The sequence below is a fragment of the Thermovenabulum gondwanense genome (assembly GCF_001601575.1).
Lineage (GTDB): Bacteria > Bacillota > Thermosediminibacteria > Thermosediminibacterales > Thermosediminibacteraceae > Thermovenabulum > Thermovenabulum gondwanense.
Genome location: NZ_LOHZ01000014.1, coordinates 1 through 22,607, shown reverse-complemented (window position 1 = coordinate 22,607; position 22,607 = coordinate 1). Strand labels below are relative to the sequence as shown.

The following is a 22,607-nucleotide window of genomic DNA, read 5'->3' as shown; positions in this document are numbered from 1 at the left end:
GCTTTTGTAAAAACTGTTTAAACTCAACATGAGAAGAACATTTAATAAGCATAAAAGAATCACCCTCATTTATTAGAAGTAATGGTAAAAAATACCATCCACTTCAATTATGGGGGCGATTCAAAAAGTCAAGTATGATTTAAAGCAAATATTTGCGATAATTACGAGTATACTCGTAATATCTTATGATATCTATAAATATCAGCTATTTTTGCAACAGAGACAAGTGGAGGTAAAAAATTAACAGCCCTCTTAAGAGGGTTTAATAATATAAGGAAACTGAGTTTCCGAAAATCTACTGTATATTTATGGAGGTGAAAGGCCGTGTTGTCCAAAACGCAAAAAAAAGGTCTTATTTTTGGAATTATATGGGGTTTTTTGTCCTGGATACCCTATTTTACCGACATATTGGCAAATTATAGAAATATAGTAGGGATTCCCGCTACCCTGGGAATAAACTTGGAATTAGCTTTAAATCACGGTAATTCCGTTATATTCAGCGTAATCATAGGTGCCTGTCTTTGCTTTTTAATAGCTTCTTTTTATGAGTATATTAAGGAAAACATAAAAATTATAGGGCTTCCAAAATTACATTATCCAAGAAAGGTGAGATTTTTTAAATTTAGAAGGGGTTTTTAAAATCCCCTTTTTTTGTTTTATATAATGCCTTTATTCCTTTTTTTTGTTATAATATTTTTGTAATAAATTAGAACATATATGAGATAGGAGTGGATGCTTTTTGAGTCTTGAACAGGTCTTTACTTTGCTCGGAGGGCTGGGGCTATTCATTTACGGCATGAAATTAATGGGTGAAGGGCTTGAAAAAGCAGCAGGAAACAGATTAAAAAACACCCTGGAACTTTTAACAAGGAATAGAGTTTTAGGGGTTATAGTAGGTGCCTTGGTAACGGCAATAATCCAGTCCAGCAGCGCCACAACGGTAATGGTGGTGGGACTTGTAAACGCCGGAATAATGGATTTATATCAGGCAGCAGGAGTAATAATGGGAGCAAATATCGGTACCACCATAACTGCTCAGCTTATAGCCTTTAAGCTTACCAAGCTCGCCCTTCCTGCAATAGGCATCGGGACAGCCCTAAATTTATTCGGAAAAAATAAATCTCAAAAATTTCTTGGACAGATAATACTGGGATTTGGGCTTTTGTTTTACGGTATGCAGACAATGGAAGTCGCTTTGAAACCCCTGGCTAAATCCAAATCTTTTGTAGATTTTATAGCTCAGTTTGGTAAAACTCCAATTCTGGGGGTTCTCGTGGGAGCAATTACTACGGGTATAATTCAGTCCAGCAGTGCTACAATTGGAATACTGCAGGCTCTCGCCAGTCAGGGTATCGTAAATATTTCCATAGCTCTTCCTATCCTATTCGGAGATAATATAGGAACCTGCGTAACGGCATTGCTGGCAAGCATTGGAACGAACATTACGGCAAAAAGAGCAGCTTTAATACATCTTTTGTTTAATATTATTGGTACCATTATTCTTATGTCCATTTTACCGATTTATAAGACCATCATTCTTATGACCTCATCGGACCCAGTAAGGCAAATAGCCAACGCACACACTCTTTTTAATTCTATTAATACCATTATTCAGCTTCCCTTTGCTGTTTTCCTGGTAAGACTAGTAACTCTTGTACTCCCCGGTAAACCTGATATAGTAGAACATGGGGTTAAATATATTGATGACAGGCTTCTGGAAACTCCCTCAATCGCTTTTTCCCAGGTAAGAAAAGAGATAACGCGAATGGGAACCCTGGCTATGGAAAACGTGGCCGACACTATAAAACTGTTTATGAACTACAATGAAAAAGAAGTAAAAAAAGTAATTGAAAAGGAAACGGTGATAAACGAATTAGCCCGAGAAACTACCAGATTTTTGGCCATGCTTTCTCAAAAACCCTTATCTTCTGATGAATCCAGGCTGATTGCGGATATGATCAATGCAGTAAACGATATGGCGAGGGTTGGTGACCACGCAGAAAACCTTATGGAATTAGCAGAATTTAAATATGAAAATCACCTCCCCTTCACGGATACCGCATTAAAGGAACTCAACGAAATGTCCGGTGTCGTTATAGACAGTTTGAAAAATGCATTAAATGCCTTTTTAAACAATGACATAAAACTTGCAAATAAGGTGGTAATTGAAGAAGACAATATCGATGAAATGGATAAGCTCCTTAGAGAAAATCATATTAAGAGGCTAAATGAAGGAGCCTGCAATCCGAGTTCTGGAGTGATATTCTTAGACGTAATAAGTAATTTGGAAAGAATTGGAGATCATGCCTTCAATTTGGCTTCATATATTTTAAAATTTGACAAAAACTATAAACGACCACAGGTATGGTAAATAAAAAGAGCAAGGTTTATGTAACCTGCTCTTGTTTTTTATCGCCATGCTCTTCGCTTTCATCCTTTTCTTCCACCTGTTTACCGCAATAAGGGCAAATCCATACTTTTAAATTCGCAGCCGAGTAGGATACCTTACTGCAAAAAGGGCATGTGGTATAAGGCATTTTGACCCCCCCGAATTCATTTTACAATACTTGCTTCGCTTCGCTGAGATTATTACATTATATTCCACATTAATTAAATAATTCCTTCTTTTAGAGGTGGGCTATGGAAAATTTTATTAAAATTTTTTTATACAGCGCCCTTTCGGGTTTTGCGGTTATCTTGGGAGGTATAATAGGTACAAAAAAATTACCGGATAAGGTAATAGCTTTTGTACTTACCTTCGGTTCCGGAGTTCTTCTTGCAGTAATTTCGTATTCTTTAATGCATGAAGCCTACGGACTATCTGGTCCAATTTATACCTCGATTGCATTCATTCTCGGAGGCTTTACTTTTTACACAATAGAAAAACTTTTAGAAAGATACGTGGCAAAAGGGACCGGTATCATTCTCGGTACCACTATGGATGATGTGGCTGAAAGCTTAAGTATGGGAATAGGCTTTGCCACTAATACGGGAAAGCTTGGAATTGTCCTTGCACTATCAATTTTCCTCCATAATATCCCCGAAGGAATTTCCTCCAACTATGAATTGATAAGCGAAGGAAATTTCACAAAAAAAACCGCCTTGGTTTTAAGTTTTTTACTGGCTATACTGGACCCTTTTTGTGCTCTGCTGGGTTATTATTTACTTAAGGATATGGGAAATCTCTGGCATGGAATGATTATGGCTTTTACAGGCGGTTCAATTTTATTTATGACCAGCACCGACATGATTCCTAAAGCCAACATAATAGGAAATGGTATGGAAAATTTGGGATTGCTGGTAGGTTTTTTGACCGCCTTTTTAATAAGCAGGATACTCGGTTAATCACATTATTTGCCCTCCCAAAATAATATATTACAGGGAGGGATTTTATTATGAATGAAATTTTTGATATTAATGACGAAAAAAAATTTTTTCAGCTGATAGAAAACAATAGGGCATATATTAAATATCTTTATGAGGATTACGCGGGACCAAGTAGCGAACTCACTGCCATCCTTCAATATACCTATCAAACCATTATTGTAGGCAATAAAAAAATAAAAAATTTAATAAAGAAAATCTCCTATGACGAAATGGAACATTTAGAAGGTCTTGGTACCGCTATCTGGGAATCCGGTTTTGATCCGAGATTTTGGTATCTAAATTATTTTAATGCAAAATACGTTAACTACGAAATGGACCTTAAAAAATTACTTTTAAAAAATATTGAAGATGAAACTTTTGCAGCAAAAAGATATAGAGAACAGGCAGAAAAAATTGAAGATCCCAGGATAAGCTCGATGCTTTTGGATTTTGCCAGAGACGAAGAACGCCATGCAATGCTTTTTAAAAAAGCTTACATTTCGCTTTTCGGCAGATCATAAAAATATATATCATTAATTTATATATAAATTTTTAAAATTTCTTTTTTGCCCTCAGCGTCAAATACCAATACCATATTTTCCTTTTTTTCTAAAAAGGGGATATCGAAGGTAAAGTAACCAATTTTTGTATGCTTCATTATCTCCTGCAGGGTGTATCTATTTTCAAAAATTTTTATAAGCCTATCTTTATTTTTTAAAAAATTTTTAGCTATCTCTTTTTGTTCTTGATTATAGTCAATAATTGAAGGAAACTTACCTTTTCCGCCAGATAGCAAATAATCGTATCTTAATAATTCCATGATATAGGGTAAATTTAAGTTTAAATTTTCTGCAAAAAAATACAGTTTTTCGTATAATGATTCTAAAGAATTTTCCTTGAAAAAGAAATTCTCCTCTTTTAAAAAGCCGTACAGCTGTAGATAGAAATCAAAGGGTGTGTCAAAGTTTCTTTCAAAATAGCTTAGAGAGTTTTCAAACCTGTGGCTGTTATAAAACTTGTCAATAAGTCTTGCAATTCCTTTTAAAATTGTTAACTCTTTATAACTCATCCATTTATTATACAATATCTCGTAAGGAGGCTGTGATCTGAAAACAATTCCGTAACTTTGAGCTCTTTCCCGTATTGCAGTTCCTTTTAATAATTTCAAAAATCCTAACTGCAGTTCATCAGGTTTCAAATGGTAGACTTTATTAAAGGCTTCTTTAAAACTTTCAAAAGTATCGTAAGGGAGTCCTGCAATTAGATCCACATGTACAGGGACTCCTTTTTCTTTTAACAATTTTACCCCTTTTAAAGCTTTCTCCACATCTTTCGTCCTTTTTATTTCTTTAAGGGCTTCAGGAGTAGTGGTTTGAATCCCCAGTTCAAAATGTAACCTTTTTTCAATTCCCCTCAATCTATCCACAAATTCCTGCGATACAAGTTCGGGATTAAGTTCGCAGTGAAATACAGTATCACCTTCAATCCTTCTAAATATGTCTAAAATTTCAATAGCCCTTTTTATATTGTAATTGAAGGATCTGTCAACAAATTTAATTATTTTAGTTTTTTTTCCTGCTAAGATCCGCAGGTCTTCCTCTACCTTTTTTAAATCTGCTACCCTGACACTCTTTTCAAGAGATGAAAGGCAGAAGGTGCAAATAAAAGGGCAACCCCTGGAAGTTTCGTAGTAAACAATTCTATTTTGAAAATCCAATTCTTCTTCATAGGACATAGGTATTAAATTCATATCCACATTTTCCTGGGTTATATTTATTTTAATACCCTTTTCATCCTTAAAGGCTATTCCTCTTAATTCTTCAATTTTTTCTCCCTTTTTCAGTGCAATAATTAATTTAGAAAAGGTATCCTCGCCTTCCCCTATTACAATCAAATCGACATAATCGCGACTCAGCAATCCTCCAATATCATACGAAGCTTCCGGACCCCCAAAAATTACCATTACTTCCGGTAGTACTTTCTTTAGATTCTCTGCAAGATACAATACCTGATTAAAATTCCATATATATAAAGAAAACCCTACCACCGAGGGATTAAATTCTACTATCCTTTCCAATATATCATCTAAAAAATCATTTATTGTAGCTTCCAGCAGATTAATTTTTATATCTTCTTCTTTATAATCCTTTTCAAAATAAGCTTTTAAATTACGGATAGCAAGATTGGTATGAATGTATTTTGCGTTTATTCCTACCAAAACTACCCTCATAAAGTTCATCTCCATTCTATTGACTTATTTCAATAATTTCCACATCCTTTATCCCTTTTTTAGTCATTTCATCTATATTAAAAATGGCTTCTACTTTTTTTACAGAATCCAGTTTCGGCCTTGTTACCGGGTGCTCCGGAACAAATACAGTACAGCAGTCTTCATAAGGCCTGATAGATATTTCATAGGTCCCAATATTTTTGGCAATTTCAATTATCTCCTGTTTATCGAAACCAATTAAAGGTCTTAAAATAGGTATCCCGGCAACTTCATTAGTGCAAAGTATTGATTCCATTGTCTGGCTTGCTACCTGCCCTATGCTTTCTCCTGTTATCAACGCCTTGGCACCCAAATTCTGGGCAATTCCCTGGGCTATTCTCACCATCATCCGCCGCATAAGAATCGTGAGATATTCTTCCTTCCCCTTTTCCGCTATCTCCTTTAATATTTCAGTAAAATTAACAACAAAAAGCCGAACCTTTCCGGAATACTCGGCCATAACCCTGCAAAGGTCAATTACCTTTTCCTTTGCCCTGTCGCTGGTAAACGGAAAACTGTGGAAATATACCGGGAAAATTCTTACTCCCCTCTTCATCACCATGTATCCCGCTACCGGACTGTCAATCCCGCCGGATAAAAGCAGCACCGCTCTTCCATTTGAGCCGAGGGGAAGCCCCCCCGGTCCTTTCTCTCTTTTACAGTAAACAAAAGCTCTTTCTCTTATTTCCACATCTACTTCTATGTCCGGATTATGGACATCTACTCTCAAGCCTTCGGTGTTTCTTAATACATAACCTCCTACCATTTTACTGATTTCCGGAGATTTAATAGGAAAGGATTTGTTGGGCCTTCTTGTTTCTACTTTAAAACTCTTTCCTTTATAATCCAGTTCTTTTATTGCTTCCACCGCAGCCTTTTCTATTTCTTCTATATCGAGCGAACAGCACTTGGCTGGACTTATGGAAACAATACCAAAAACTTTTTTTAATTTATTGATTATGGCATCCCGTTCACCGACAGCATTTACATATATTCTTCCGTGGGTTCTTTTTACATCTACCTTCCCAAAATTCTTTAATGCTTCTTTTATATTTTGTAACAGAATCCTTTCAAAATAGGGACGATTTTCTCCTTTTAAACCTAGTTCTCCAAAACTTATTAAAAATGTATTCTCCATAAAGCTACCTCCGTTTAAACCTTCTCAGTTCTTTTACCTGAGTTTTTAATATCTCCAAGGTGTAATCTATATCATCTTCACTTATAAAAGGACTAAGGCTGAATCGAACAGCGCTTTCCACTTCCTCTTCTTTCTTACCCATCGCTAAAAGGACATGGCTTTTAATCTTCTTATGGGATGAACAGGCTGAACCAGTGGAAACAAATATACCGTGATTTTCTAAAGCATGAAGAAGCACTTCGGCTTTTACCCCCAAGAAGGAAACGTTTAAAATATGAGGTGCACTTTTCTCGGCAGGAGTATTAATAACCACGTCTTCAATTAAATCTATTATCCCTCTTTTTAATCTTTCCTTCCCGTTTTTCATTATTTCAGTCCATATACTAAAATTCTTTTCTAATATTTCCACTGCTTTGCAAAATCCCCTGATTCCTGGTACATTTTCGGTACCTGATCTTAAACCTCTCTCCTGTCCTCCTCCATTTACAAGAGGTTCAATTTTTAAATCCTCTCTTTTGAATAATGCTCCCACACCCTTTGGTCCATACACTTTATGAGCACTTAAAGATAAAAGACTAATACCCTTTAGTCCCAAAGGTAAATTTATTTTACCAAAGGATTGAACGGCGTCCACATGAAAAACTATTCCCTTATCTTTTATAAATTCTGCTATTTCTTCTACGGGCTGTATACTTCCCACTTCATTGTTCACATGCATAATACTAATAAGGACCGTATCTTCTTTCACTGCATTGACGACATCTAAGACCCGTACTATTCCATCTTCTCCTACCGGAAGATAAGTAACTTTAAAGCCTGCTTTTTCCAGTTCACCGCATACTTCCAGAACGGAAGGATGCTCTACACAGGTAGTAATTATATGCTTGCCTTTCCTGTTTTTTGTTTTTGCCGCTCCTTTAATGGCAATGTTATTAGATTCCGTCCCGCCCGAAGTAAAATATATTTCCTTTTCCTCTACTCCTAAATATTTTGAGATTACCCTTCTTGCTTCCCTCAAAGTCCTTTCTGCCGTAAGTCCTTTGTTATGTAAGGAGGAGGGATTTCCATAATCCTCCAGCATGGCTTTGTAGACCTCCTCCGCTACCTCTTTCAATACTTTAGTCGTAGCGCTGTTGTCAAGATACACTTCTTTCCTCATTTTTACACCTCTTTAAAAATATTTTTAAACTCCTCTAATAAATTATCCATTCTTTTTAATATTTCCTCATAAATTTTTATTAACTCCAACCCTTCCTTTGTAAGCACGGCGCCGCCGCCGTACTCTCCTCCTTTTTTCCTTAAAAGCAACTTATATCCCAGCCTATCTTCAGCTTTTTTTATTTTCCCCCATGCCTGTCTGTAAGACATGTTGGAGGCTAAGGCAGCTTGATTTATTGAACCGTAATTTTTTATTAAAATCAGTAAATTATATAAACCATCACCCAGCACCAATTTGCCATCTTTCTCAAACCATAATTTATATTTAATATCCATAACAATACCCCTAAAATTCAAAAAATTGAATAGTTCACAAAAAGAATAATCCATGCTTTATTTTTTGTCAAGATTTGAAGAATTTTTTTCCAGTATATCGAAGGCTGCTAAAAGAAAAAATAGTAACGAAAATTTATATTGGAGGTGTTATAATGCAATTTACTCAAAAAGAGAAAATGTACCTTCAGGATGCCTTAGGCCAGGAAAGATTATGCGTCACAAAGTACACCAATTTTGCTAATCAGGTACGGGACCCGGAAGTTTCTACTCTTTTAAGAAATATTGCCAATCGCGAGCAGCAGCATGTGGACACAATAGTAAATCTATTTCAGCAAGCCGGCCTTCAAGTGCCTCAGCAATAAAAAATTATAATAAATAATAAGGAGGGAACTTTAATGCAACATCAAGGACAAACGACGGGATTCGCCAGCGATAAGGATATTCTTCAGGACCTTTTAATGACTGAAAAGCATGTATCCGGAATGTATGATACTGCAATTATGGAATGTGCCAATGAAGCATTAAGAAACACCTTAAAACAAATTCAGGACGATGAACAAAATCATGCCAAGATGATTTTTGATTTAATGAACAAAAAAGGCTGGTATAAAGTTCAGTAAAAAGGGAGCAGATGTTTCTGCTCCTTTTTAAATTAACAGCACCTTTGCTTGTTCCCTCACTATTTCTGAAGTATCTTTTAAAATGACATTTTTATCCAATTTATCTAATTCTCCGGCATTTGATATTACTATAAGGGCATTCCTTCTTAAAATATTCTTCCCCCTCCATTCGATGGGGGTACTGCCAAAATGCTCTTTGTATTCCTTATTCCCTATTTTAAAAATGTAAAAAGGGTCTAACGGCAGTTTATAATCCAATAAAAATTCCCGGTGGTTTTTTATTAAAACATTTTTTAATTGATTATTTGGGCAAACATCCTGACAGCTGTCACAACCAAATAGCCTGTTAGCAAAGGCTTTAATCATTTTTTTATCGGTAATCGCTTTTTTTGACTGCGTAAGATAAGACAAACATTTAAAAGGATTTAGCTTAAAAGGTTCGTATAAAGCACCGGTAGGACAAGCAAAAATACACTTTTCGCATCTATTGCACAAACTTTCAATAGGTTCATCCTCCGGAAGGTCAATATTTGTAATAATTTCTCCTAAAAAAACATATGAACCATACTCCTTTGTAAAAAGACATGTATTAGCGCCTATATATCCTATCCCCGCTCTTTGCGCTGCCGCCCGTTCTAAAATTGCTCCCGAATCCACAAAAAACCTTGAATCGGCATTAAATCTATCCTTAATAAATTTAGCAACTTTAAATAACTTGTCCTTTATAATTGTATGATAATCCACAATGCAAGCGTACTTGGAAAAGACCCCTTCCTTCTTTTTTTCTTCCAAATATTCTTTTGTAAACCGGATAGAGGAATTGTAGTGGTTCAGGTAATTTAACGCAAAGACAATAATAGTTTTTGCACCTTTCATAATCTTATCGGGGAAACACCTTTTTTCTAAATCCGTTTCTTCAAAAGGTGATATAAGGCCCCTTTGTTTTCTTTCTTTTAAAAGGTTGTACTCATTTATAAAGGGGTCAGCTTTCGCAAAACCGATAAGATCAAAACCTATTAATTTTGAATAATTAATTATTTCGTTTTTTATTTTCTGTATATTCATCATTAACACCATCCGAAAAAATTTAGGAGAACCTTTTTAAAGGTCCCCCTATTTTCCCTATATTTATACTTTAAACCTTTGCATACTTTCCGAAATCTCTTTTGCAATAGTAGTCAGCGTTTGTGCTGAAGCCGCAATTTCTTCCGTAGATGCGCTCAATTCCTGGGCAGAAGCTGAAATTTCCTCTGCCGATGCAGATGTTTCTTGAATCACCGAACTTACACTTTCAGCTCTGGTTAAAACCTCATCCTTCATCTTCATGACCTCATCCATTGTTAAGTAAGCATTATCTATCAAAGGAATCATGTTATTCACGCTGTCTATTATTTCATCCAAGGATTTCACCACATGATCCGCCACGGAAAGCTGCTGGGTAACCATCTTGCCTGTGTTTTCAGTAGTTTCATATACCTCACCAGTCTCTCCTTTAATAGTTTCTATTAATTTCTTAATTCTATCCGAAGATACCTTAGACTCCTCGGCAAGCTTTCTAATTTCGGAAGCTACCACGGCAAATCCCCTGCCTACCTCTCCGGCTCTTGCCGCTTCAATGGCTGCATTAAGAGCAAGAAGGTTTGTCTGCTGAGAAATTCCCGTAATTACTTCATTAATTTCGGAAATCTGCAATAGGGATTGAGTGAGGTTGCTTATTTTGTTCAAAACATTTGTAAAGGAGGTTCTTATTTCATCAAAAGCACCGTACAAAGCTTTTAAAGAATCCTTTCCATTAGTAGCCTTTTCTTCTGCAGTTTTAGAAGATTCCCTTATGCTTTTTACCAAATCGGAAAGCCTTCCCATATTCTTGGATATATTTTCAAGGCTGCCTACGACTTCTTGCATATCCTGTGCTTGCTGGGAAGCACCATTAGCCACTTCCTGTATCGTCTTTGCAACTTCACCGGTAGATGCAGCCATTTCCTGCGATGCGGCGCTCAGGCTTTCAGCATTACTGAAAAGTGTATTAGAACTTTCCCTGAGATTCAATGTAATGGAGCGAAAATTATCTTTTACTTTTTCCAGGGCTGCCATAATATTCCCAAATTCATCCTGCATTTTTAAATATTTTTCAGGGATTTCTAATGTAAAATCCCCTTTGGAAATATTTTCTATATGTTTAGCCGTAAGATGCACAGCTTGTACAACTCTGCTGGATATTATATGTAGTATAATTCCCACTGTTATAAAACCAACCAATCCAATTAAAATTATTAATATAACGGTATTTTTCACCGTAGAATTTACCTCATCCATGGAAAGTCCTATATCGACCGCTCCAATGTGTTTTCCGTTTACGAATAAAGGTACCAGTACATCATATACGGTTTTATTAGTTTTTTCATCAAAATATGTAGAGGCATAAGGCATACCCTTTACCGCGGCAGTTTGGCTTCCTGTATCCGTAAGGACCTGGCCTATTTCTTCCTTATCGCTGCTGGCTAAAACTTTTGCCCGATTATCCATAATTAAGGCATAAACTACCCCTTTTTTTATGGCAATAGTATCTATAAGTTTTTGGTAACTTATATCCTCGAAGAGTTTTTGCACCGTAGTAGCAAGCAATCCTATCTGGATAAATCCTCCCTCGGGGGTTTTTACATAACCGTATTTATAATAATTATCATTTACCGTGCTTTTTCTTATTTCTTCCATTAATTCATTCACTTCACCTTTTAGAAGCTTTTGAGCGGCATGTTTTTCATCGTAGACATACCCAATATTTTCTTTTAAGTTGGAATATACAATTTTACCTGTGTTGTCCACAACGTTAATTTCATCCACGTTTAAAGATCGGGCTATGTTTTCTAAGTATTGATTATTTATTAATTTTTTATTATTAATAATTAAACCTGCCACTTCCTTTATTTTTCCCTCTACATTGCCGTTGATTATCTCCATTGACCGCGCATTGCTTTGAATCTGTTCCGCAATCTGATTTGCCAAATTATAACCGTCGTTTTCCATTTGGGCAATCATACGTGACCTGACTATTTGTCCAGAAGTAAGGCTAATCGAAAGAATTAAAAGGAATATTACAAATAGAGGTAAAATATTAATTTTGAATTTTACAGACTTAAAATTCAAAAAAATCACCTGCCCCTTACAAATTTAAAAAATAAAAAAATGTCGAATAATATTTTACCAGATTTTTTAATAAAATACTATAATTTTACAAGATTTTGAGAGTATTTGAAGAATTTGATAAAAACAAAAAACGGCTTCCTTTAAACGGGAAACCGTGTCTTTTCTGGTGCAGGGAGCGGGATTTGAACCCGCACGGAGGAATATCCACTACCCCCTCAAAGTAGCGTGTCTGCCAGTTCCACCATCCCTGCAGTTAAATAAATTTTATTGACATAATTAATTATACTTGTGAGAAGTTTATCTGTCAACCGTATAAAAATAATTTTTTACATTACAGGGGACTCAAGTTTTACTTTTTCCTTATGTTTTTCATATAGAATATTTGCTATACTGTTATTTATAGCTTCTACGGTTTCACTTTTTTGAGCGAATTCTAAAACTCTCTTTTGCCCCTCTTCTTTGTCAATAATAGTCCCGGGTCCTCCTACACAGCCTCCTACACAGGCCATCCCTTCGATGAAATTGGCATCAATTTTGTTTTCTTTTAATTTTTCAAGAATTTCCTTGCACTCTCTCAATCCATTTCCGTGGATAGCTTTAAAATTTATTTTGTCATCGAGAACTCTAACGCTTTTATAAATAGCCTCAGTAACACCTCCAGTGAAAGCATACTTTCTACCGCTTGCGGAAGCTTCGTTTATCGGTATTTTTACATCAATATTTTCAAGATTTATTTTATAACCTTCAAAAATAGCTGCAAGTTCTTCAAAAGTTAACACGCAATCTACGGCATCTTTAAGCTCCGGAAGTTTAGCTTCACTTTTTTTTGCAATACAAGGTCCTATAAATACCACCTTTGCATTTTCATCTTCCGCCTTTATAAATCTTCCAATTGCAATCATCGGTGAAACCGAATCAGAGACAAGGCCCTCTATTTTACCGTGATAGCCTTTGGCAAGCCTGACAAAGGGTGGACAGCAGCAGGAAGTAATCATAAAATCGTCTTTCCTGTTCATCCTTTTTATGAATTCCTTGGCTTCTTTAACGGTTATCATATCCGCACCCAGAGCCACTTCGATACAATCGTAAAACCCAAGCATCAGTAACGCTGTTTTAACTTTTTCTTCGGAAATACCTTTCCCAAATTGCCCGGCAAAAGCGGGTGCAAGAACTGCATAAACCCTTTTTGATTTTTTGATAAGATTAATTGTTTGAGCTATTTCAGTTTTATCCATTACTGCTCCTTCCGGGCAGGCTACTACACAAAGTCCGCAGGTAAGGCATTTTTCTAAATCTATAACGGGCTTATCTTTTCCCCTTTGTAGAATTGCTCCACCTTCACAGGCATCTTTACATTTGCATTCTTCGCTATAATATTTGCAGGCTTTTTCAATTATCGAGATAAAAGGGAAGTCTACCTCCTCCGGTATAGGCCCCTTTTCAAAGGTGCCCAGAGCAGCCCTCACCCTGGCTTCTGCTTCTTCCCTGCTCAATTCTCCACCTAAGGAATCCATCACCGCCTCATAAACATTTTGAAGATTATCAAGTTTTTTTGCGTGTTCTGCTATCAAACTGTATATTTTTCTTCTTAATTTCTTTTTTTCTTCCTTCACTACGGCATCACCTTCATAATATAAAATAAGTAGTTTTAAGGGTGACCTGCTACTTAATTTAAGATATTATTCTTCCGTAAAGGTTAGATGCTGCCATCCGTATTCGGGTACCATAAATTTTAATTCTTTCTCTCCTTTATTTTTTTCCATAACTTCTTTGCTTATGTAAATAGTGATACTGTCGTCAATCTGCACTTTAATGTAATTTTCGATATCTTCCGGTTCACCCGTCAAACTTGACGGGGCATAAAATGCATTTCATCACCCCCGGATATTGATATGCTTTTTTATGTGTATTACTCCACCTTGCTCCTTAGCGTAAAACTTAAACCAGGAAGAAGCATCAGCTTTCATTCTCAATCCCTCCTTTCAAAGACATAATATAATATAAGGGGGCATTTGCCCCCTTTTTAAATCAACCACCGCTCATTATATGAATCACATCTATCTTGTCCCCATCTTTTATCTTATGGACAGAATAACTGTCCCTCGGTATAACTTCTCCATTTATTATTACTGTGATTAATCTATAAGTGTATTTTTTCTTTTTTAAGACATCCTCTACCGTCATTCCTTCTTCGAATTCCATTTCCTCTTTATTTACCCATATCATGCTGCGACACCTCCGCTTTTAAAAAAACAAATATTATATTTTTTAATCTTGATATTTGCTGATAAGTTCTACAACTTCAGGAAAATCAATACCCAGCTCTTTTACTTTTTCTATAGTTGGGACTCCATTCTTTGTCCAGCCGCGCCTCTTGTAAACCGCATCTACCAGCTTTTGATACTGGCTTTCTCTGTATTCTCTGAGCATCTTAAGTTTTTCTTCCGTAGTCTTTCCCTCTATATCATAGCCGAGATCTTTTAGCTGTTTGTCATATCTATCCTTTCGGGATTCGTATTCTTCAATGGTGACAGGACCCATTGAACGATAAGGCGGCATATCGTATTCTCTCGTACCGTAACCCATCTTCAGGTTGAAAATTCTCTGGAAGTTATATACCTTCTCCGACTGTTTTATTATATCTTCTTTCGTAATATTCTTTCCAGTAACACCGTTGAAAATTTCTACATAATTTCTTACGTGTTCCGGCACTTTATTGGGTTCCGGTTGATAGGCATTATCTTCAGGTTCAATATCGTTCCAGGGCAGTTTGCAAAGTCCATTTAACGAGAACCAGGTCCTAAAGAGCGGGAAGTAGTGCAGAGCTTCTGCTTTATCCTCAAATGTTGGAATCTGTTTGTTAACCATATCCATGAAAATGAGCCAGGCTTCATCATGCTGGGGTCCCTTATTTGTCAAAGCGTAACCGCCTTGCTGGGCTAAAGATTCTTTGCTTACGTAGTGCGAGTACTCCAATCCTTTACATTCAAGACTTATATCCCTCAAGAATTTAGGATCCGCTCCGAGCTTTTCTACAAAGTATTCCCTCATCCTTTTTACGCCCATTCCGGCTATTTTACCAAAGCCCTCTCCCCTTGCCATTTGATGAAGCACTTCCAATGCCGCGTCCTTGTTGCCAAATTTTAGCTCCAGCCCACCGGTTACTTCTTTATTTATAATACCTCTCTCGTAGCATTCCATAGCAAAGGCTATAATATTTCCAAAGGAAATCGTGTCTATTCCATAGGTATCGCAGTAGAAGTTTGCCTCTACAACATATTCGGGATCAAAAATTCCACAGTCGGATCCTACTCCCGCTATAGTCTCATATTCCGCGGCATCCACCACTACTCTTTGACCTTTATACGGCCCGGTCTTCAATTCAAAATTGTCTACAGCCTTGGCACATGCCATTGAGCAACCGTACCAGCATCCGTCAGGCATACCCTGGGTGAAGAATTTTTCCTTAAACACATCGGAGCTCAATTTTACCGCATCGGGATGGGAACCGTACTGGCAGTTCATTACAGGCAGAAGATCGTAGTCGTTCATTACTTCCACAAGGTGAGCGGTACCTACTTCTCTCATCCTGTTTTGCACCTTATCCAGTTCGTAAATCTCGCGATGGAGCCTGAGCCCTGCATTTATCAATTTCTGTTTATCCGCAGGTGCGTTGGAATCGCTCGTTACACCTTTATATTTTACTATTATAGCACGAATCTTTTTATCTCTGAAAACCGTACCCGTTCCGCCTCTTCCGGCTTGTTTTACACGAACAGCCTTTCTTTTTACATCATAGAAGGAGAAATTAAGCATACCTATTAAAGTATTTTCCGCCCCGCGCCCGGATGATACTACGGAAACATTTCTTTTATCGAATTCATCATCGGCAAACATTTCCGTATAAATTTCGGCTAATTGATGGGTATCGTAGTATTCAAAATTATCGGGTACTTCTTCAATTGTCACAATACCGTTGTTCCCATCAATGAAAATTATCACATCTTTTTCAGCTTTTCCTTGAATTTCAAGAGCATCAAAGCCGGAAAATTTCAAAAGCGGGCCAAAGTATCCACCTACGTTGCAGTCGATGGGACAGCCTGTTAACGGAGAAAGCGTAACAACAGCAGATTTTCCCGCTCCGGGATACTGCGTAATTCCACCGATAGGTCCTGAAGAAATAATTATCTCGTTCTCAGGGTCATTCCACTTGGTTGTGCTTTTTACCGCATTCCAGAGATACCAAAGCCCAAAGCCTCTTCCCCCTATGAAGATTTCTTTCATTTGTTCTGTTACCGGTTTAATTTGAAAGGTTTTTTCATTCAAATTTAAGTATAAAGAATGATTGGTGTAACCTTTATCCACCTTAAAAGGCTGATACTCCAATTTTGCAAGCAATTTATGAGCGCCTCTTAATTCTTTGACATTTGCGGTCATAAAAGACCCCCCTTTATCCTTATTTTTCTTCCATGTAAATTGCCCCGGTTGGACATGCTTTTACGCACGCCCCGCAGGCAATGCATTTTATTGGCTCGTTTATTTCCGGATGGACGGTCATTGCCATTGTGGGGCAAAAGCCCACGCACATGTAGCAGCCCGCACATTTTTTTGGATCAATTCTTACCGCTCCATTCGGTGCAAAATACAGGGCTTCGGTATTGCACACTGGAACGCATTCTCCGCAGTGATTGCACACTACGATGTCGTAATTCCCCTCCGCATCCTTTTTTTCTACAACCCTGATGGCAGATTTTTTTACGTCTTCTACTTTATGGAGGGTTTTTGAACAGGCAAGCATACAGGCACCGCATCCGGTGCAGAGTTCGGGTTTAGTTTTTACTATTTTCATTAATTTCACCTCCGGCTAATAATAATTAGGTTACTGGGTGGTCCAGTGACTAAAAAATATATAATAAAATTCTATATTGTATTAAATACTACAAAAATTAAAAATTTCCTTCCTGTTATTGATATATTTTTACAAATTCAAATTTTTTAATCTGTTATTTTATTATCAAGATTGCATGGATAAAGCTTATCTTTATAATTTGAAATTTTTAGAACCTCTATTTTATAAAGCCTCTATGACTTATAAATCATAGAGGCTTTATTAATTACTCAAAAGTTCCTTTTACAATAATTTCTTTATTTTTTATCATGCACTTTCCTTTTGCAAATACATATTCAATATTTAAATCGCCATCTAACACTACTATGTCCGCATCGCTTCCTATCACTAAAGTCCCTTTTTTTGGAAATAATCTCAGTGACTTTGCAGGGTTTTCAGTTATTATTTTTAAAGCATTAACAAGGGAGATTCCTTCTTCAAGGACAAGGTCTTTGAACTCTTTGTAAAGAGAATAGGGTTTTGCAACCGAAAGACCTATAAAATCGCCTTTTTCATCGAACACGGGTAAACTTCCGTTACCATCGGAGCTCATGGTGATATTTTCTACCGAAACTCCCTTTTCGATACAGTATTTAATAGCCTTTGAAGGTTTTATGGATTTTTCTTCTTTACGGGAAGGTACCGAGCTGGACGTTATATCAATAATTCCACCCATATTCGCAAAACTAATCCCATCTTCCAGGAGGTCGATATTTCTATTAATATGTGTAGGCGTAAACTGGGTAACGGGTATTTCCGTTTCTTCAATTACTTCAAAAATCATGCCCAGTTTTTCTTTTCCGTCACCTAAGTGGAGGTGGACAACTCCAGCTTTTCCGCTGAGCATTCCCCCAACCCTTGCCTCTGCAGCAAGTTTTTTAAGTTCTTCCTTAGTAGGCTGAGAAGATCGGTGATCGGATATTGCTATTTCGCCAGCTCCAATTATTTTATCTATTAACACGATGTCATCTCTTACACTGCCGGTAATAGTTCGGGTAGGAAGCTGATAACACCCGGTATAAATATATGCGGTAATTCCCTCGATTTCCAAACCTCTTGCTTTGGCGAGGAGGGTAGTCATGTGCCTTGTCGTCCCATCAGTTCCCAAACAACCAACAATGGTAGTAATACCGGCACATGTAAGGTCGGTCAGCATCACTTCCGGAGTCCTTGTAGCATAACCTCCCTCCCCACCTCCGCCAATAATATGAACATGCTGGTCGATAAATCCGGGCACTATGTATTTACCTTCTACATCTATTACCTCAACCTTCCCCAAACATTCACATGGAGAAATTTTTTCGGCAATATTTACTATTTTCTCTCCAGCAATTAAAATGTCTTTTTTCCCCATTTCTTCCGGTGAATAAATGCTCCCGCCTCTTAAAATTTTAAACAATTGATGCACCTCCGGTTTAATTTTGTTCTTTCCATATAGCCTTACCGGTATAACCGTAAATCCATGCTATAATAAACCCGAGATAACACATAATTGCCCATGGAGCGTAAGATTGCGTTGGTACTCCTAAGGTTGCCGTCATATAAACTCCTGCAGCACTCCAAGGTATCAGCGGAACTACTACAGTTCCCGAATCTTCAGTAGTTCTAGAAAGAACATTTAATTTTATTTTGTATTCTTTGAAAACTGGATGGTATATTCTCCCTGGGACAATTATACTTAGATATGAATTGCCGGTAACAAGACCTGTAATAATACCTGTTAAGGAAGTTGATAATAAAAGATTTCCCACTTTTCCTCTTATAAATGAATCCTTTATTGAATCAAGGATTTTCCCCAGCATACCGGTATACTCCATCTCCCCTGCAAAGATATATGCCATAAAAACCGTTGCAATGGAGGATACCATGCTTGTAATTCCACCACGGTTTAAAAGTTTATCTAATTCAGGAATGGGTGTTTTAAAATTGCCGCCGCTATACATCGCAGTAACTACTTCTTTAAAACCGGCACCCTGGACCGTTAATGCTAATACCATAGCAATTACAGTACCAATCCATAATGCAGGTATACTTGGAACTTTTTTATACGATAAATAAAATACTACAATCGGTGGTAGCAAAAGTAACGGATTTAGCTTGAATGTTGCCGCTATCCCGTCAAGTAATTGATTTATCTTTGTATAATCAATATCTCCAGATATTTTAAAGCTAAAAATCTGATAAACTAATAGAGATATTATAAAAGCTGGTAAAGTAGTCCACAACATAGACTTAATATGATCAAAAATATCCACTTCTGCAGTTGCTGCTGCTAAAATAGTAGTATCCGAAATGGGGCTCAATTTATCCCCAAGGTAAGAACCAACCACTATAGCTCCTGCTGCAACACCGAGTGGTATTCCCAAGCCATAGGCTACTCCCATTAGAGCAACACCCAAGGTTGCCGCAGTTCCCCATGATGTTCCAGTCATAATTGAAGATATTGAACAAAGTATAGTAGCTGAAACAAGAAACGTCTTGGGGCTCAAAATTTGAAGACCGAGGTAAATAAAGTAGGGTATTGTCCCAGAAATTAGCCAGGCACCTACCAGAGGCCCCACCATCATCAATATAAGAATTGCTCCCATTGCTCTGTCAATAGTAGGCCTGATGCCATAGTTCAATAATTCTTCCCACGAATAACCAAGATAAAATACGCTAATTAAAGTAACAAACATAGAAATTAAAAGGAGCATGATGGCTGCATTAGCCCGTAGGATTCCAACTCCGTAAACTAGAAGAACTATAGCAAAAATAATCGGTAAAAGCGAAATAGCCAAGGAAGGTTGCCTTTTGGTTTTGTGATTCATTTTCTTCCCTCCAATTATTTAATAATTTTTCAATAGAAACTTCTTTGCAATATATGTGCCAGGTTAGTCATTTATCAGTATTAAATTTTACCTTAGATTTTTCCTATCTTTAATAAAAAAACTTATTTAAAAAACAAAAAAGGGAAGATTAAATTTCTCCCTTTTTTACCCTTTTACTCCCTTTATCCCTTTTCAATAATTAGACTTCTAATGTTTTAATTAAGCGTAATAGACTTTATTTGTGCAATACCTTTTGAAAGTATTTCTATGCCTTTAACCCCTCTGTTTACTTTAATCAAACCATTTTTTATCATCTCATTTATTATTTTTCTCACCCTGCTCTCTGGTATCCCAGTTTTTCTTGAAAGGGATCTACGACCTATTGGCCGACCTTCTTTATTAGCACAGGAAATCTCCTGTAATATTTTTATTGCATCATCGTCCTTTTTTCTATCCTCAATAACTTCAAACCATTGTTTTTCTATTATTTGCAATCCCTCAGGTAAAATTGAACAATCAGGAATCTTATCCGGAGAGACATTTACTAAATACTCAACCACATTTTGAAGCTCCCGGATATTACCTGGCCAGTCATATTTTAAAAAAACATTTTTTATTTTTTCAAAGTAATCTTTTGCTTTTATTAAGGGTTTACCTTTAAAAAAATCATTGTAAAATATTTCAGCAAGTTCTAAAATATCTTGTTTTCTTTCCCTTAACGGAGGGAGTCGTAATGGCAGGACATTAAGTCGATAATAAAGGTCTTGCCTGAATTCGCCATTTTCTATCAGCTTTTTTAAATCTTTATTAGTCGCAGAAATCACTCTTACATCTATAGGAATTACCTTGGAACTGCCTATGCGGCGGATCTGTTTTTCTTGCAACACCCTTAAAAGTCTTACCTGAAAAGATAAAGGAGCATCTCCTATTTCGTCTAAAAAAATAGTCCCACCATGAGCTTGTTCAAAAAGACCAGACATTCCGCCTTTTTTTGCACCAGTAAAGGCTCCTTCTTCATATCCGAAAAGTTCGCTTTCTAATAAGCTTTCTGGTAATGCTGCAAAATTCACAGCAACAAATGGTCCCCTTCTCCTTTGAGATGCATTATGAATTGCTTGAGCAAAAAGCTCTTTGCCTGTTCCACTTTCCCCTTGAATCAATATAGGAGAAGAAGATTTAGCTATCCTCTTTGCCAGTTCCTTAGTTTCTTTAATAATTTCACTGCTCCCAGCTATATTTTCAAAAGTATAGCGAGCAAAGTGTTCATGACTGCGCAGTTTCCTACGGAGTTCTTCTTCAAGCCGTTGGATTTCGGTTACATCCTTTATTGTATATACAGTGCCAATTGATTTATGATTTTCTTTTACCTCCGAACTGTTTATAACTACATATTTATCGTTTATTTTAACAAATTTTTCTCCACCTGCATAATCACCTTTAAGCATTGAGAGAATTTTTTTTCCATCCGATGTATTTTTTAAATTTTTATTAATCATTTTTTCGCTGCAAACGCCAAATATTTCTTCCGCAATAGGATTAAATACTGTCAAATTTTCTTGCTCATCTATTGCTATGATTCCATCATGAACAGTATTTATGATTGTTTGAAGCTGTTTTTTCATACTGCTGTTTAAATCTGCCATATTTTTTATTCTTTTTATCAGATCGATTATTTCTTTAATATATCTGGCTGAAAGTAGGTTTGCTTTTTCGTCCAGCAGTTCAAGAGCCTTCAAAATTTCTACAAGGGTAGTAAAGTCTATATTTCGGGTCTTTATATCTATTACTTTCTCCACGCAATCCGGTATTAGATCCAGTTCACCGGGTGTAACCGCTATCTGTAGCTTAGGATATTCCTTTATCTCTGGATAATAAGGAAAATAGTTAATATGATCTATACCCAGTGCCTTTAATAAAGAGATTGTTTCAAGGGTAGTATCCAAAAGGTCATTAACCAAAAGAACGTCGGTTCCTGCTGGAATTTCTAGTAGTTTATCTATTTCATGATAATTTAAAGACCGTCGCGCTATAATAACAGGGCATTCAGGATTTACATATTTTTTTGCCTCATTATAAATTATGTTACTTGAAATCACAATTAAATTATCCGTAATATTATCCTTTATATTGCCATCAATATAAAAACTTCTTATTTTAACCTTATCCCCTATTAAATCTTTTAATTGACGTTCTAAGGCTTCACAGGTATTTTTGCCCTTGGTTATTAATGTTATACTCTTCATTGCACAATTCTCCTTAAATTAAATTCATCTTCATAAGAGGGAATATTTTTATTATTTTTCTATAGTAACACCCTTAATTCCTTCAGGTAATAAAAAAAGCTCCTAAAAAGGAGCTAAATTATTTTTTATTTATCTCGCTCATAATTTTATCCATCATCTTGTTTTTCTCATCCTCGGTGGATTTTTTCCAAACTACCTCAAATAACACGCCCATTCCAGGAAGGGCATCATCTTCCTTTTCCTCTATTGTTTCCTTTATATAACCCTCTACTTCCTCTTTTGTACTTCCGGCAAGATTTTTCATAACAAGGTCCCTTATGTCAAAATTCATTTCCCATCCTCCCATAAAGTTTTTCTTTTTTATTTTCTCCATAAAAATAAAAATTCTTTCTCGAATTTTTATTATGTTTTTAATTATGTTTTTACACTTTTTTATTGTGTTTAGTTCGCTTTTAAAAAAAAAAAGAAGCCATATTAACACCTTAGTTAATTTTTCTAAAATTTCTATCCGTAAAGGGAAAGCAACACACCTGCAACTATTGCAGTACCAATAACCCCGGCTACATTTGGTCCCATGGCATGCATTAATATGAAATTGCCCGGTTTTTCTTCTTGAGCTACAACCTGGGCTA

General features: G+C 36.4%; 23 protein-coding genes and 1 tRNA gene. 6 read left to right on the top strand and 18 right to left on the bottom strand.

The features are described from left to right. Nucleotides 1–327 precede the first annotated feature (327 nt). Complete coding sequence (locus ATZ99_RS00305) at nucleotides 328–639, top strand: hypothetical protein (RefSeq protein ID WP_425428269.1); 312 nt, start codon at nucleotides 328–330, stop codon at nucleotides 637–639. Between the two features lie 100 nt (nucleotides 640–739). Then, the gene (locus ATZ99_RS00300; RefSeq protein WP_083947272.1) at nucleotides 740–2,371 is read left to right on the top strand and encodes a Na/Pi cotransporter family protein; all 1,632 of its coding nucleotides are present in this window, start codon (nucleotides 740–742) and stop codon (nucleotides 2,369–2,371) included. Nucleotides 2,372–2,387: 16 nt separating this feature from the next. Here the strand turns inward: ATZ99_RS00300 and ATZ99_RS11745 are convergent, their stop codons facing one another. Next, entirely contained in the window at nucleotides 2,388–2,537 is a 150-nt protein-coding gene (locus tag ATZ99_RS11745; protein ID WP_157074672.1) for a hypothetical protein, read from the bottom strand. A gap of 103 nt (nucleotides 2,538–2,640) precedes the next feature. On the opposite strand from ATZ99_RS11745, the gene ATZ99_RS00295 reads away from it, so the two are divergent. Then, nucleotides 2,641–3,345: a ZIP family metal transporter gene (locus tag ATZ99_RS00295; RefSeq protein WP_068747260.1), complete on the top strand. Its 705-nt coding sequence runs from the start codon at nucleotides 2,641–2,643 to the stop codon at nucleotides 3,343–3,345. A 50-nt stretch (nucleotides 3,346–3,395) separates the two neighbouring features. After that, on the top strand, nucleotides 3,396–3,887 hold the full coding sequence (locus tag ATZ99_RS00290; protein ID WP_068747259.1) for a ferritin family protein: 492 nt from the start codon (nucleotides 3,396–3,398) through the stop codon (nucleotides 3,885–3,887). A gap of 17 nt (nucleotides 3,888–3,904) precedes the next feature. On the opposite strand, the gene ATZ99_RS00285 is transcribed toward ATZ99_RS00290, so the two are convergent. The 4 genes from ATZ99_RS00285 to ATZ99_RS00270 are packed head-to-tail and all read right to left on the bottom strand — an operon-like array spanning nucleotide 3,905 to nucleotide 8,267. Further along, entirely contained in the window at nucleotides 3,905–5,596 is a 1,692-nt protein-coding gene (locus ATZ99_RS00285; protein WP_068747258.1) for a B12-binding domain-containing radical SAM protein, read from the bottom strand. A 16-nt stretch (nucleotides 5,597–5,612) separates the two neighbouring features. Next, complete coding sequence (gene thiI / locus ATZ99_RS00280; protein WP_068747257.1) at nucleotides 5,613–6,773, bottom strand: tRNA uracil 4-sulfurtransferase ThiI; 1,161 nt, start codon at nucleotides 6,771–6,773, stop codon at nucleotides 5,613–5,615. 4 nt (nucleotides 6,774–6,777) lie between these two features. Then, nucleotides 6,778–7,932, bottom strand: coding sequence for a cysteine desulfurase family protein (locus ATZ99_RS00275; protein WP_068747256.1), 1,155 nt, complete (start codon nucleotides 7,930–7,932; stop codon nucleotides 6,778–6,780). A 2-nt stretch (nucleotides 7,933–7,934) separates the two neighbouring features. Then, nucleotides 7,935–8,267 (bottom strand): winged helix-turn-helix domain-containing protein, encoded by a 333-nt coding sequence (locus ATZ99_RS00270; protein ID WP_068747255.1) that lies wholly within the window; start codon nucleotides 8,265–8,267, stop codon nucleotides 7,935–7,937. Nucleotides 8,268–8,419: 152 nt separating this feature from the next. Here ATZ99_RS00270 and ATZ99_RS00265 point away from each other — a divergent pair, with 152 nt between their 5' ends. Continuing rightward, entirely contained in the window at nucleotides 8,420–8,629 is a 210-nt protein-coding gene (locus ATZ99_RS00265) for a ferritin-like domain-containing protein (RefSeq protein WP_068747254.1), read from the top strand. Between the two features lie 33 nt (nucleotides 8,630–8,662). Continuing rightward, the gene (locus ATZ99_RS00260) at nucleotides 8,663–8,887 is read left to right on the top strand and encodes a spore coat protein (RefSeq protein WP_068747253.1); all 225 of its coding nucleotides are present in this window, start codon (nucleotides 8,663–8,665) and stop codon (nucleotides 8,885–8,887) included. 27 nt (nucleotides 8,888–8,914) lie between these two features. Here ATZ99_RS00260 and queG read toward each other — a convergent pair whose 3' ends face one another. From queG to ATZ99_RS12170, 13 genes are all read right to left on the bottom strand, one after another. Continuing rightward, a complete protein-coding gene (gene queG / locus ATZ99_RS00255; RefSeq protein WP_187694800.1) occupies nucleotides 8,915–9,955 on the bottom strand; it encodes a tRNA epoxyqueuosine(34) reductase QueG in 1,041 nt (346 codons plus the stop codon). Between the two features lie 60 nt (nucleotides 9,956–10,015). After that, nucleotides 10,016–12,034 (bottom strand): methyl-accepting chemotaxis protein, encoded by a 2,019-nt coding sequence (locus tag ATZ99_RS00250; protein WP_068747251.1) that lies wholly within the window; start codon nucleotides 12,032–12,034, stop codon nucleotides 10,016–10,018. 164 nt (nucleotides 12,035–12,198) lie between these two features. Beyond that, nucleotides 12,199–12,285, bottom strand: a tRNA-Leu gene (locus ATZ99_RS00245). Nucleotides 12,286–12,360: 75 nt separating this feature from the next. Further along, on the bottom strand, nucleotides 12,361–13,647 hold the full coding sequence (locus ATZ99_RS00240) for a [Fe-Fe] hydrogenase large subunit C-terminal domain-containing protein (RefSeq protein ID WP_068747250.1): 1,287 nt from the start codon (nucleotides 13,645–13,647) through the stop codon (nucleotides 12,361–12,363). Between the two features lie 66 nt (nucleotides 13,648–13,713). Further along, nucleotides 13,714–13,881: a hypothetical protein gene (locus ATZ99_RS11740; protein ID WP_157074670.1), complete on the bottom strand. Its 168-nt coding sequence runs from the start codon at nucleotides 13,879–13,881 to the stop codon at nucleotides 13,714–13,716. 181 nt (nucleotides 13,882–14,062) lie between these two features. Further along, the gene (gene thiS, locus ATZ99_RS00235) at nucleotides 14,063–14,260 is read right to left on the bottom strand and encodes a sulfur carrier protein ThiS (RefSeq protein ID WP_068747249.1); all 198 of its coding nucleotides are present in this window, start codon (nucleotides 14,258–14,260) and stop codon (nucleotides 14,063–14,065) included. A gap of 42 nt (nucleotides 14,261–14,302) precedes the next feature. After that, nucleotides 14,303–16,471, bottom strand: coding sequence for an aldehyde ferredoxin oxidoreductase family protein (locus ATZ99_RS00230; RefSeq protein WP_068747248.1), 2,169 nt, complete (start codon nucleotides 16,469–16,471; stop codon nucleotides 14,303–14,305). 19 nt (nucleotides 16,472–16,490) lie between these two features. Further along, nucleotides 16,491–16,883 carry a 4Fe-4S binding protein gene (locus ATZ99_RS00225; protein ID WP_068747247.1) on the bottom strand — a complete coding sequence of 131 codons (393 nt, stop codon included), beginning with the start codon at nucleotides 16,881–16,883 and terminating at the stop codon, nucleotides 16,491–16,493. A gap of 265 nt (nucleotides 16,884–17,148) precedes the next feature. Beyond that, a complete protein-coding gene (gene iadA / locus ATZ99_RS00220; protein WP_068747246.1) occupies nucleotides 17,149–18,321 on the bottom strand; it encodes a beta-aspartyl-peptidase in 1,173 nt (390 codons plus the stop codon). 16 nt (nucleotides 18,322–18,337) lie between these two features. Continuing rightward, on the bottom strand, nucleotides 18,338–19,732 hold the full coding sequence (gene nhaC, locus ATZ99_RS00215) for a Na+/H+ antiporter NhaC (RefSeq protein ID WP_068747245.1): 1,395 nt from the start codon (nucleotides 19,730–19,732) through the stop codon (nucleotides 18,338–18,340). 215 nt (nucleotides 19,733–19,947) lie between these two features. Continuing rightward, the gene (locus ATZ99_RS00210; protein WP_068747244.1) at nucleotides 19,948–21,975 is read right to left on the bottom strand and encodes a sigma 54-interacting transcriptional regulator; all 2,028 of its coding nucleotides are present in this window, start codon (nucleotides 21,973–21,975) and stop codon (nucleotides 19,948–19,950) included. Between the two features lie 118 nt (nucleotides 21,976–22,093). Then, nucleotides 22,094–22,306 carry a small acid-soluble spore protein SspI gene (sspI, locus tag ATZ99_RS00205; protein WP_157074669.1) on the bottom strand — a complete coding sequence of 71 codons (213 nt, stop codon included), beginning with the start codon at nucleotides 22,304–22,306 and terminating at the stop codon, nucleotides 22,094–22,096. Nucleotides 22,307–22,479: 173 nt separating this feature from the next. Beyond that, the coding region (locus ATZ99_RS12170) for a sodium ion-translocating decarboxylase subunit beta (protein ID WP_187694799.1) at nucleotides 22,480–22,607 on the bottom strand (128 nt) is incomplete at its 5' end.